Here is a 12,832-nt window from a genome sequence, read left to right as displayed (position 1 = left end):
GTAAGAATATGTCTGAACCGCCTCCCACCGCTGTAGGTGTACAAACGCCAAACTCAGGGCATGAAGTTGACCTGGGAACGCAGGCGATTAAAACGATGTCGCATTTAGGGTTGGCGGCCCTTTTTTCCATGGCGATGGGTTTAGTGATTCGGCTGATACTTCCCCGCGCTATTGGTCGCGATGCTCTGGGAGTGCTGTACTTTGCAGAGTCATTTAGCGCCATGTTTTTTACTGTGCTGCCCCTTGGCGTTACGGCTTACATAGTGCGCGAGATACCTTTAAATCATGGAAAAATTAGCCGAATTCTACCGACGCTTTTACCTGCTACGGCGCTGTGGGGCGTATGCATTTGGCTGATCATGCTCGTGGCCCTGTGGTTCACCGGAGCCGAACTCGATGCGCTTTATTGCTGTGCTGCTATGGGCGTGTTTAACGGCTGTGCGAGTCTCCAACGCGCTATACTGCGGCGAAGCTATGTGGCAATCGGTGACTCAGCACAAATGGCTAGGCAGGAGATGGCGGTCAGAATTGCACTCATCTTCATGATTTTTGGCTGTCTATGGCTCAGGACTTCGGTGGTCGTACTTGCAACCGCCTACGCAACTTCAGAGCTACTTGGCGTAAGCTTCTTAGTTTGGCGGTCCAAGCGCCTGGGATATCTTAGTGGGAGATTTGACATCGTCCTGCTGCGTCAAATAGTCACACAGTCGCTGCCGTTTTTTGCCGTAGGTGCGATGGTCGAGATTTACGGTAACGTCAATACGACGATGCTGAACTTTATAGCCGGTAATTCCGAAGTCGCCTACTTTGGGGCAGCCGATCGGTTGAAAGGAATGGCACTTTTGCTAGTACCCGTGATGCAGGCCGGTCTGCAACCAGCCTTATCTAAAGCCTGGCACCAGAGTAAAGAGCAGTTTACCCGACTTGTAAAGCATGCTGTGCGTTTACTCGTGGTCCTTTCGATGCCCCTTACCTTGGGCCTTATGATACTCCCCGACATGATTGCGGATACGATTTTTGGCAGTGAGTATCGTGCAAGCTACAGAGCTATCTGTTATCTTGCTCCCGTACTGAGTTTGACCTATCTCAACGTGCTACTTGGTTCGTGTCTGAATATCATTAGTGACGGGCGCAAATTTGTCGTAGTCACTGGCTTTAGTTTGCTACTTAACATTGGTCTCAATTTACAGCTCGCTCCATTTTGTATGAAACTTTGGGGTGAGGGTGGTGCCGCCGCCGGATCTGCCCTAGCTACTGTAGTTGCGGAGCTTTTTGTCGTTGTTGCGATACAGCATATCTTTCCAGTCGCAATTGATTTTTCGCGTGTCGCAAAGATGATCCTCGCCAGTGCCGCACCGTGTCTGTTGGCAGGAATATACTTCGATGTAATTCAACAGATCGCTGTTGGCTGGCGCATCGTCGTGGTTGGGATTACACCTGTCTATGGCATTATTGTGAGTAAGCTTGCCGACATCAAAGCCCACTCCGATTAGAGCCGCATTTCGATCATGTTAACGCTAAGTTTGGGGACTGTGATAAGTCCGGACTTAGCTGTCGCAACGCTATTCTCGCGGATCCCTTGCGGGTACTGTTCTGTATAGGAGAAGTGGCGAATTGTTGGCGATGACTTTTTAGAGGTGGTGACGAGGCGGATTTGGCAATCGTCCGTCAACGACTTGTTCAGCACCGCCAAAGTATAGAGCCGGCGGTCTGGATCAAATGCTGTGAATACTGCAACTTCATCATTTATCAAGCTGGATTTTGCGACGTAAATAGGGGCAAAGGATGCACCAAGTCCGTCGTAGTTGCGAAATATTTTGAATGCGAAGTAGGCGGGGGAATTTTCTTTGGGAATAGTCCAGTAGTTGGCAGCCCAAAGGCCTTCGCGAGCGAAGACTCCTAGAGTCTCGGCCAAGGCAATTGCACCGCTTATATCGTCTTCGGCGCCAAAATTATATTCACCGATCGCAAGTTTCAAGCCAGGGCTAATATGGTCGATGAGCTCCTTTAGTCGGGGTATGAAGTAGATTTTGTCATTAATCCAAGATTCATCCTGGTAGCTTCGATCCCAAAGCGACCGTACCGAGCGTATCCTCTTTTTACGAATCGCCTCATTGGTTGAGGGTTGTTGCCTTATCTCTTCGTTGGCTGGGTAGAAATGGACGTCGACTACATCCAGTAGCTTCATCCCACTACTTTGCTCTTCACGTTTCACAGCTGCTAAAAACCATTCAAGAAAAGGCTTCCCACCGTGCCTGTCACGATCTGTGAATTTACGGAACTGGCTCCATGATCCGCGTTCGTCGAATGCGGATTGTTGTATTGCGAGAAAGCCCCAAAGCGCGGGACCGATGATGACTGCGGCTGGATCAGATTTTCTTACTGCGGTCGCAGTTGCCAAAAACTTTGTCAGCACCTCATCGTAAGTAGCGGGTGTCGGATGAGCGTCACGATGAGTTTCGTGCCACAGCATGGGTTCGTTACCGATAATGTAACGGTGCGGGAGATTCCCAAATCGAGTCTTGAGGAAGCTTACGAGATTTGTCGTCCATGACGATGTTACGGGCGTGAGAGCACGGTTTGGATCGGCGATAATCTTCTCGCCGTTATTCGCCCTGATACCGTTTCCAAAGCCGTTACGACTATCGACCTGCTTGCCATAGACAGTCTCGGGGAAGCTTCCCGAGTGTGCATCCTTGGCTACCCACCCCATCGTAGGTATCACCACAGCTGAGGCTACCCCATGCAACTGATTTTCGCTCATAAAGCGCGCGAGCAGACCAGGTTTCTCTGCCTTAAAATTTGTGAAGTACCAGTCGGATCCGGTGTTCCAAGTATCCAGTTGCCAATTGAACACTTCGGCCATATTGCCGCCGAAGCGCAGGTAGGTGGGCCGTAGTGACCAGATACTGCTAGCAGTATGGGCTTCACCCATGTAGGTTCCGAGTCCGTAAATAAGGGGACTGATGGCATGATCGAATTTTTCAGGCAACCCAAGTTGGATGTCAAAAGTGCGACAGAGACCCGTACCGCTAGCAAGGCTCCACAAAGAGGCAAGCTGCAAGCTACGCTTCCCGAGTACGCGCCACCAAGTACGATACTTGTTCATGGTATCGTCTCGTCAGCACGCAGAATAAATCCGTCACCTCGATTAAATCCAATCTTCGGGTAATACGCGACTGCTGCCGGTGCTGAGAATAGGTAGATTGTAGCCTTGCCACCTAGGCTTTGTGTCTGACGGATGAGTTCTTTGCCGATGCCTTTATGTTGGTAAGCCACGTCAACAGCTAGATCTGAGAGATAGGTGCAAAAAGCAAAATCACTGAGACTTCGGGCAAGGCCGACAAGTTTAGTCCCGTCCCAGGCTGAGACGATTAAATTTGCGTGACGCATCATCTGTTGCATGCACTGTCGATCATCAACAGGTCGTCGCAGTCCCAGGGTCGAGGCCTTGTAGAGAGCTATGACTTCTGACAAGTCTATCGAGCTATTTGATTTGTAGGTGATGTTCATAGATTTATCTGCCAAAGCGATGGTGCAGGTGATCTGCGATCATGGTTACCAGGTGAGATTGAGACCATAGTGGTGTAAAAGTGTGATCAGCCCCTGGAATGATTTCAAGGCGGAATAGGGGCCTCTGGCGCATCAGACCAGCATTCTTGTGCATGTGTTCTTCCATCAAATCGATGCCACCTTCAGCTGCGTCAAAGATCATGAAGATGGTTACACCTCTTCCTTCGAGATCAAGAAAGCTCTGGCCGATAGGCGATACCGACGGTTCATGTCTTAAAGCCCAGGCGAGGCTAGCACGCCACTGATGCGTCGCGCGTTGGAGAACTCGACTACCTAAGGTTGAAGCAATGCCGCCAAAATCAATCTCTCGTCGCAAAAGTCGCCGCCACGTAGAGGGTCTAGTGGCTGCGGCAAGATAAAATCTCGTTGATTTATAAGTCGATCGACGCTCGGGTCTAGCGACAGAGTCTCCCTCTCGCCAATGATAAGTTAGAGGATTGATCATCAGTAGCCCTTGAGCGCGCCGGTCTAAAAGAGCTGTTTGATAAGAAAAGTATGCCCCGGAGCATAAGCCTGCGAGTATGAAACTAGGGGCGCCATGATCTTGTTCACAGAAGTTCATGAGGCTGACTAGTGCTCCGACACCACTTGTGGCATAGATATCGTTTTCGCTGCTACCAGGTGGATTAAGACTGTCTCCTGTGCCGGGACGATCGTAACGAATCACGCGAAATCCTAGAGCACACCAAGTCCTTGCCATAGTAACGCAGAGACGATGATTGCCCACGCGATGGTTGGCACCAGTGTTCGAAATCAAAATGGTAGGCAAATTGTGATCAGGTTCGGTGATAGCGGTGGTTAAGATCGCCGTCACTCCATGGAGCACAAAGACGCGCTCAGAGATCTCCTGACCTTGAGAAACAAATGTCACTTTGCTCGTCATGGCGGTCGGGGTTATAGGAAGGGCTGTCTGAAAATCTGGGTAGGTTCCGCACGCCCACGATGCCACCTTTGTCCAGAGTTCTTCTGGCACCTGGGCATCGTAGGCGTCATCTGTGAGCAGTGATGCGAATCCGGAATCCTCGATAGTTTTAGTGGTAACTCCGTCTGCAGTGAGTGAAGCGGCTAGTTTATTCTCAGAGCTTGGAAGATCCGCTCGCGATACAAGTAGACATTGATTAACGCGACACGATCCGGGATAAGACAAGTCAATCTTTGACAGTTCATGTTTAGTTTCATCCGTTAGGGGGTAACCGACTACCTCCGAAATTACGGTGTGACCGCTGTTATCAGTCGCTACATTCTTCATGCCGGCAAAGGCAACTAGCTCTCGTGTATATTTACGACCGTTGATCACTGGGCTTAGCATGATTAGGCCGTCAACCCGACAGCGTTTAGACGCCAGTGCCGCAATCGTTGCTCCTAAGCGCAGCCCTATGAGCATCACCTGGTCGCAACGTGATGCCCGACGAACCTCGGTAACTGCATGGCAGGTACTCTGGATCCAGGCTTCCAGTCGTCCTGGGTCGCTAGCAAGGCCAGTTGAATCCCCGGTGCCGTGATAGTCAAACCGCAGTGTGTGAAATCCATGAGATGCCATCAGTGCGCCCAGTTTTCTCAACGATCTGTGCACGACCATATACTCGTGGCCAAAGGGAGCGCAGATAACTGCCGCCACAGATCTTTGAGGCTCACTTGCCATGTGATGCCAGCCAAAAAGTGGACTATCACTGGGCCCAAACCAGGTTGGACGACCGAAGGCGCGCTCAAAGTCGGCCGCGTATTGGTTTTTCGACGGATCACGTTCATTGATGATCGTTGATGAGTGCATGGGTCTCTTAGCTATTAGGGCGGATAGTCAATGAATGTGTTGCGTTCAATGACGAGATTTGACCTTCCACCGCAGATTGATCTTGATCCAATTCCAGTTGAATGACTCGGGGTGAGTTCGGGTAGAGATGAAAGTCGTTATCGGACACTTTACAATGAGGTAATTCTAGATGCAGATACTGGATAAAACTTTGCGCCATTAGGTGCATGTGCCAATGACGGTCATCGACTTTTTGTAGGGTGTACGTAAGGTCTAAATGAGACGCTTTTGGTAAATCGTAGCCTGCCGGAAAATGAAAGCATTCCGCTATCAAATGTTGGGAGGTAGATTCCTTCCAGGTGGCCCTTACGACGTTATGGGCCGGGGGGCCGAAACGGTATGCATAGCTCGCATCATTGAAGTGGTCAGTTATCGCAGCACCGCGAAGCTTGAGGCTAGAGCGTCCCTCGCAGGTTAGATTAGAGGTATAACGGCCTACACTGACACTGTCTGCATTGAGAAATTCGATTGCGAGTTCGCCGGTGACTTGCTCTGGTGATTCGTTAATGACGTGAAGATCTAGTCCGTTTAGGCCTTCGTCAATGAAAAATATGGTGATTGGCGCCATGGCTCGCCGCAGGAAGTGATAGGCGGCTTTGGGTCTGCAGTTGGCGTCAATGACTCCCCAGCCAGGACCGGGCCAAAGGTCCTTTAGCCACCAAACAATAGATCCCGAGCAACTAGATCCCACGCGGCGCCATTCCTGAATCGTTCGGAGCATGACCTCGCCCGAAGTGATACGACTCAGGAATAGGTACCGATCTAGATTTGCGTAGCGTAGATGTAGCGGGTCAACACCGAACAGCAGCTTTAAATAATGGTCTCGGACATCATCAAAGTCCCAGCTGGCGCCACTATCACGAGGTACTCTTTCCTTCCACCTAGGATGAGTTGGGGGAGTCTCACCGTGCTTAAGCCACGAATCGATGGTCGTAGCATCCGGGACGTTGGCAAAGCCGAGGCATTCAGCTGCAAACTTAACCGAGGCTAGTCGTGCATCCATGAGAGGACGTAGATAAGCTCCGACTCCGTAGTAATGAGAGATGGATTGGTCGGTCTCAAAAGGCAAATCGCCACCGGACGGACTCGACGGGACATAGATTGCATCGGGTCTAATGGTTTTTACCAGAGCGGGTAGCTCACGGGCAAAGAAGGAGGGGCGCCACATAGCGCGTGGCAGGCCTAGCATCGCTGTTTGCTGCTCGATATCACTGTTGCCGCAGAGGATAGTAATGCAAGGGCTAAGAGTGGTCATATTTAGAAAAGTTGTGACCTCACTCGCAGCGCTACTGCGAAAGGTATCGTCCTGGAATGGATAATCTAAATTTGAAAACATGAAATCTTGCCAGATGAGTATGCCTAAGCGATCGCACTCCTGATAAAAGTCAGGAGTCTCGTACACCATTGATCCAACCAATCGGAGCATATTCATGCCCGCATCTTTGGCGGCTCCGAGCATGATTTGCATGGTTTTTTTATCACTTGCGTAGTTGATCGGATCAATCGGAGTCCAACAAGCACCGCGGCAGTAGATTGGTTCGCCGTTTAATATAACGCGAAAGTTACCCTCGCGTTGATCGACTTCCAAATGGCGAAATCCGGTCGTGCCAATGTCCAGCGCGCGTGGATTGCCGTTATAGTTATAAGTCACACGGAGCTGAAATAATTTGGGCTCACCGTGCGTGTGCGGCCACCAGAAATCCTGTGACTGGATGACAATGGAGCAAGATAATTCATAGCTATGATCTTTGAGATCCGAAACGGTCATAGCATAGGATCTATCATCAATGGCGAGGTACGCTTGATCCAAACGTCCTTGACGAAGTAGCAATAACTGCAGTCTGATTGTCAAAACTATATGGCCCTGACTTGGATTGAAAAATTGCTTTGCCTCGATGATTTCGTGGGCTACGGACATATTTGCTGTAATCGAAATGCCACGCCATGGTCCGGTAGGCGGTGTGGGTGGTGACCATCCTGGGATTCGGCCTAGGAGGGTCCTGCGAATCCACCTCAATTGCTGGTTTTCGACAAGGCGTGTGCGCCATTTGGGACGTGGTAGCTTCCGCTCCAAAGCTTCATCGACAGCACGGAATCGGATATAGAGAGTGCCATCTTTGACCAACGGTGTTGCATCGACGGTCTGCGGCAGAAACATGTTGTCGGAGGCTAAGATGACAGTGTCGTTCCAAAAGACTTCAGCGATGGTAGCGAGGCCGGCGAAGTTAAATTGGACGCGATCGCCCTCAGGGAGTCTTACGCGGCAACGGTACCAATATTCATGCTCATCATACCGTGTCGCACCATAATTGAAAATCCCGCTAGCTCTCTCGGATCCCGCGACAGTGCCGGGCACAATAGCTTTGTGCCACACGGGTGACAATTCTAGTAATTGGTTGGGATTCGTGACGACACTAGGCGTTACCCATGTGTATTCCCACCCATCGTTTAGATGTTGCACAAAGTCAAAATCATTAGGTGTAGTTACCGTCATGCATTGAGCTCGTGACCTAAAGTGCACATGATCGCGTCCCAAGAGGCCGCCATGTCACCAAGCAGACCACTAAAATCAGAAGATTTGCCTGTATTGACAGCGCGTGCTGATTTCAGCATGAGTGATTTAGCTGCTTGTGATAGGGCCTCACATTGCTCTGGCATGTTACCGCAATTGAGCTGACCTTGTGCGCCTAGCCACCGGAGATAGTATCCTCCGAGTTCGAACGCGGAACCTATTTGTCTCAGAGTGGCGAAAGCATAGCTATGAAAAGTTGCCAAACCGGCTGCTTTCAACCATTGCACATCACTCTCGTAACGAGTTGCAAATGCTACTAGCGGATTTGCCAGCGGACGACGGGCGTAATGTTTACATAGAAGCTGGCGAGAGCAGGCGGCTAGTTCCTTTGAGGTCAGTCCAGAGAGCCTGTCAATTCGGGCAAACTCGGCGAGAAATGGCATATGGTTTGAATCATTCGGTTGATCTAGGCGAAATGTCTTGACGAAATCTTCATCGCGGAGTTCGTAGTAGGAAGCATTGTGAAAGTAACCCATGACCTTGCCAACTAAGTCGATAGACTGGATGCCTATCGTGGTCTTTGTGTGTTTGGTACGGTAATCGGTGCCGGCGGTGTCAGGTAAGAAGTAGGCATCGGTTTCAATGAGGACGAGACGGCGACGCTGTATTTGCCCAATACAATGATCCAACAATGAATTCCAGACATTGAGTTCCTGTATGTCGATACCATACAGCTGATGAAGATCTTCGTGAGGTGGTTTATAGAAAGTCCATTGATCGCCCTCGAAGTCGATCGCAAATACCATGGGAAGCATCGCCGTCGGATCTAAATTCAGGGCGTGAATAATCTCGATCCATACATCGATGTAGCAGTTTGTTTCGGGCCAGGATTTCTCGCTCCGATGCAAAGAATGTTGCTGATAGGTAGTCGCGTCGATAGGACCAATGCAGGAAATTTTCATGTCCAGAGAACCTCGCGCACAGATTTCGGCCAGGCGCCAGGACTCATGCCATGAGTCCTAAATAGGGCCATCACTACGCGCTCTAGTCCAAACCCAAGGCATGCAGTCTCAGCGATTTGACCGTCGACAGTCTTGATACCGAAGGTGCTGCCAAATTTGTCCTGATGGTAATTAAACGAACATACGGCAGTGGGCTTTTCCTGAGAAATGACGGGGACTACGACTTCAAATTTAAGCTTTTGTTCCTTCTGATTGGCCGCGAGCATGCGTCCTCCGCGACCAAAAAAAGGATCAGCAGCGACCTCTGCCTTGGCAGGTAACCCCAGTGAAAGCAGTAATTCTAGCCCGCGTTGCAGCCAGAGATCGCGCCAAGGCACAACGACATCACTAGGGCCAAGACGGATAAATTCACGCACACGAAATGCCATCATCCGAGTGGGCTCGTCTGATGGCTCATGTCTAAAAGCCCATCCCACCAAATCCACCAGCGCCCCGTCTTTCGGTAGCGTTCCAGTGTAGGTGGGATAGACGGGATAACAGGCTGCCGGTGTAAGGCAAACGTCCGTCATAGTCTGGAGATCAGACCATGGTTTTCCTTGTGCTATCCTGGAGTTTAACTCTCGATGCCCGGCATCGTCGCCAGTGAAGCTGAATACCGTTCCGCCTAGGTGAGGGAATGATTCTAGAAACAAACTTTTCTCTAAGACCTGCCGATCGATGCACGGTGGAAAATGCATCTTGCGTGCGCGATCTGGAGCAGCGATCCTGCTGACCAGGCGTTCGAACCGGTCGAGTACATCTTCGAACACAGGTCCGCGTCCAAACACTCCCTTGACGCCAACTGGAATAATATGACCAGCTTGCACGAGCGCATCAAATAGACCCTTAGCTGTGAATGCCTGTGACATAGCAAGTATCTCCTGATCAATCACCCTTGAGAATCATAAGCATGTTGGCATTTGAGTTAAGTATGCGATCATTTCCGACCATCAGAGCGGCAGCATGTGCGTCTCTCAGGATGCGTCCCATGGCGAATTTGGAGTCGTTTTTGTAGCCAGCGACACCACAAATTTGAAGTGCCTTATTGGCAATATCGACGATAAGTTGTGAGCCAGAAAGTTTAAGGTTATTCATCCGAACGGCATATCCGATGGTTGAGAGCTCGTCGTATCTTGTCGGATCTGCGTTGATACTCTCGTATTCGGTAAGAAGATAACGATACGAGGTTCGCAGGAGCTGTATACTCGGAGCCAATTCAGCCATGCGGAGTGCCGTAGGCGGTAGGCTGCCCGGATTCGATCTAGCTTGCTGTTTGATGAAGCTTTTGACCCGCGTCATTGAGGCAACGGCGTTACCAACCCAAGTCGCGGCCCACAATAGGTGAGAGACCGGTACCATGGTACGAGCAGAAATAGTCGCGAACGGGGTGCTCATGATTTGAGAAGTGAGCCCTTTGCCCGTCAGTTTAAAGGGCGCGCTCCCGGTTCCGCGCATACCCATGGGGTTCCAGTTGCCAGTTTGTTCCATGGTGAATTGCCCCTTGGCAAGTAACACCAGCGATTGATCGCTACTTGGAGCTGTCGGAGAGGTCCTTGCAGTCACTAGTAGGTCGTCGGCCTGAGCTCCGTAGGATGACGTCGTGGAGTTCTTGTTTAAGGTGAATTCATCGCCATTTACATCGACGGCACAAACACTCGACCGCATATCGCCACCGACTCCGACCTCTGACGTTACAGACCCGATTAGGTGTTGATTTTGTGTGAGTTGAGCGAGATATGCCTTGAGATGTCTGTCATCGTGACAATGATGCACCAAGCAAGCTACTTGAATCTGATGCATGGCAAAAACCATGGCCGTGGCACTGCAGTGTTTTCCTAGCTCCTCGCACATAAATGCGAGCTCATTCAGTGATGCCCCATGGCCACCCAAACTCTGGGGAACATAGCAACTGAGCAGGCGATGCGCTCTTAGTTGCGTGACCGCTTCGTGGGGAAAGCGAGCATCGGCGTCAACTTGATCAGCAAAATTCGCCGCCGTACCCGCACCGACAGTACGCGCAAGTTCCACCAAGGGTGAATGTGAGGGTAAGACCAAAGTTAGGTCTCCAGGTTGGCAGGTTTTTGGCGAGTCAGTTCTTAATCTGATTAATCGCGCTCGTAATAGAGGCAATACTCTCAAAAACACTGCGTTTTAACATATGGTCTGGAAATTCGACATCAAACTCTCCTTCGAGAGCTAGCATGACGTTAACACTGGCATGTGACGTCATTCCCGACTGGTAAAGATCAGTGGTTTCAGCCAGTGAATTGGCATCAACTGCGAGACGTCCATGATCCTTTAGAATCTTTCGAATCTTATCTTGCATGGCAGTAAACTCCTCGCTTGGATAAAAATAAATCTTAAGATCGATGATCAGATTTGAGTCGCTAATACTAACGCGGAGGCATATTGGTGTTCATGAGCAAGCGAGAGCGAAAGCGAGATAATACTTTGTTTCTCTGCCATGGCCTTGGCTTCTCGATGCAAAATTAGATCGGCCGCACCAGTGGGGTCGCGCCGGACCTCTATCGATTGCCAAGGTAGAAGTTGATCCCGCGCCGGTTTAAGTAACTTCATCACAGATTCTTTGGCTGCAATGCGGGCGGCTAGGCTGGTGTAGGAATAACTACCATCCTTGTGCATGCAGTCGAGAATCTCGTTGTCAGTAAAAATAAATTTTAAATACCGTTCACCAAACTGATGGTGAGACGAGGCAACATCCGGCACGAAAACCAGATCGTTGCCGATGGCAGGCATTACACCCAGGCGAGAAATTAGTCTTTTTATGATTGTTAGTAGCATGAGATGTGAGGGTAATCCGCGGGACTAGTGAGAGATACTTCAATACTAGCACGACCTTAAATCATGTGTCATGAGAGTGGGTTCCAGCCACTGATAGCTCTCAGTAACGGCGCCACTGCTGCAGTCGGATCGAGAAAGTGCGCGTTAGCCATGCGGGCCTCCTGACGCATCTTCCTCAGTAGATGCAGATCTTTTGGTAACATTGTGAGTTTTTCGAGAAGATTATCTTTTGTAAAAAAAATGGCAGTGCTTTGGTCGACGAAGGTAAATCCGCGTGATCCAACCTCGGTAGTCAGTATGGGTAAGTCAAAATCGATAAATTCTGCAACTTTAATGCTAGTTCCGGAGCCATAGAAGATAGGATTGATACCCCAATCCGCAACATGAAAATATGGTTCTATGTCACAAACCGGACCTGTGGTTAAGAATTGCCCAAGTCTGTGCTGGCCCGTTGCGACACTGCCTACAACTAGAATCATGATGCGCTCTTTTCGTAGAAAAGACTCGTGCTTAATGCTGAAATTCCTTAGGAAATCCATTCCCTCGATGTTGGGACCATAACGACTTGCCGGGAAGATCAGAACGGTTGCATCATCATTAATTCCAAGATCCTGACGCATAGTACTGGTCTGCTTTTTGGGAGGGGGATTCTGATTTTTGGGTTTGATGCTGTTTGGAATATGTATAAATTCTTTATTAGGAAAAGCTGCGGAAAATACTGTGACTTCGTCTAGTGATGCACAAGCCACCAAGGCGACACCAGCGATAGCGGTATACTCAAGTTTTCGGACGCTTTCGGAGAGTTTGCTATCCCTCCCATCTTTGGTGCGAAAAAGCTGATGCTCGATATTGTGGCTGTTTAAGATTTGCAGTCTACGGTGTGCGCGTAGGGCGGCAAATGTATAGGGGAAATCATGGATGATTATCTCTGATTGGGCAATCCACAGATTGAGCGTCGTATCAGGTTGCTCGATAAGCTCCTTTGCCCATAGGGGTGGGAGACCAAGCTTATAGGCAACCATAGCCTTCGCCCACAAGGTGAAAGGCCTGCAAACAAATTCATACAAGTTGGCGCTGATGGTTGCCTCGGTTTCGCCCGTAAACCTTAGCATGTCGCGTTTGCGCCCAATTAGC

General features: G+C 49.9%; 11 protein-coding genes. 1 reads left to right on the top strand and 10 read right to left on the bottom strand.

Annotated features, from left to right (window positions below; all coding sequences use genetic code 11):
• The first annotated feature begins 8 nt into the window (after window positions 1-8).
• Window positions 9-1,493, top strand: coding sequence for a hypothetical protein (locus FJ146_01760; GenBank protein MBM4250681.1), 1,485 nt, complete (start codon window positions 9-11; stop codon window positions 1,491-1,493).
• On the opposite strand, the gene FJ146_01755 is transcribed toward FJ146_01760, so the two are convergent.
• From FJ146_01755 to FJ146_01710, 10 genes are all read right to left on the bottom strand, one after another.
• The gene (locus tag FJ146_01755; GenBank protein ID MBM4250680.1) at window positions 1,490-3,109 is read right to left on the bottom strand and encodes a hypothetical protein; all 1,620 of its coding nucleotides are present in this window, start codon (window positions 3,107-3,109) and stop codon (window positions 1,490-1,492) included. The genes FJ146_01760 and FJ146_01755 overlap by 4 nt on opposite strands.
• The gene (locus FJ146_01750) at window positions 3,106-3,513 is read right to left on the bottom strand and encodes a GNAT family N-acetyltransferase (GenBank protein ID MBM4250679.1); all 408 of its coding nucleotides are present in this window, start codon (window positions 3,511-3,513) and stop codon (window positions 3,106-3,108) included. The genes FJ146_01755 and FJ146_01750 overlap by 4 nt, the downstream gene beginning before the upstream one ends.
• Window positions 3,514-3,517: 4 nt before the next feature.
• On the bottom strand, window positions 3,518-5,344 hold the full coding sequence (locus FJ146_01745; GenBank protein ID MBM4250678.1) for an alpha/beta fold hydrolase: 1,827 nt from the start codon (window positions 5,342-5,344) through the stop codon (window positions 3,518-3,520).
• A gap of 7 nt (window positions 5,345-5,351) precedes the next feature.
• Window positions 5,352-7,877: a glycoside hydrolase family 2 protein gene (locus FJ146_01740; GenBank protein MBM4250677.1), complete on the bottom strand. Its 2,526-nt coding sequence runs from the start codon at window positions 7,875-7,877 to the stop codon at window positions 5,352-5,354.
• Window positions 7,874-8,857 (bottom strand): DUF1839 family protein, encoded by a 984-nt coding sequence (locus FJ146_01735; GenBank protein ID MBM4250676.1) that lies wholly within the window; start codon window positions 8,855-8,857, stop codon window positions 7,874-7,876. Before FJ146_01735 ends, FJ146_01740 begins: the two co-directional genes overlap by 4 nt.
• On the bottom strand, window positions 8,854-9,765 hold the full coding sequence (locus FJ146_01730) for an amino acid--[acyl-carrier-protein] ligase (GenBank protein ID MBM4250675.1): 912 nt from the start codon (window positions 9,763-9,765) through the stop codon (window positions 8,854-8,856). Before FJ146_01730 ends, FJ146_01735 begins: the two co-directional genes overlap by 4 nt.
• Window positions 9,766-9,781: 16 nt before the next feature.
• Window positions 9,782-11,041: an acyl-CoA dehydrogenase gene (locus tag FJ146_01725; protein ID MBM4250674.1), complete on the bottom strand. Its 1,260-nt coding sequence runs from the start codon at window positions 11,039-11,041 to the stop codon at window positions 9,782-9,784.
• The gene (locus FJ146_01720) at window positions 10,986-11,222 is read right to left on the bottom strand and encodes an acyl carrier protein (GenBank protein ID MBM4250673.1); all 237 of its coding nucleotides are present in this window, start codon (window positions 11,220-11,222) and stop codon (window positions 10,986-10,988) included. Before FJ146_01720 ends, FJ146_01725 begins: the two co-directional genes overlap by 56 nt.
• Window positions 11,223-11,269: 47 nt before the next feature.
• Window positions 11,270-11,698, bottom strand: a complete 429-nt coding sequence (locus FJ146_01715) for a holo-ACP synthase (GenBank protein ID MBM4250672.1) — start codon at window positions 11,696-11,698, stop codon at window positions 11,270-11,272.
• 68 nt (window positions 11,699-11,766) lie between these two features.
• Window positions 11,767-12,810 (bottom strand): hypothetical protein, encoded by a 1,044-nt coding sequence (locus FJ146_01710; GenBank protein MBM4250671.1) that lies wholly within the window; start codon window positions 12,808-12,810, stop codon window positions 11,767-11,769.
• Window positions 12,811-12,832: the final 22 nt, after the last annotated feature.

The sequence above is a fragment of the Deltaproteobacteria bacterium genome (assembly GCA_016874735.1).
Classification (GTDB): domain Bacteria; phylum Bdellovibrionota_B; class Oligoflexia; order Oligoflexales; family CAIYRB01; genus CAIYRB01.
This window is presented reverse-complemented; position numbering and strand designations above follow the sequence as displayed.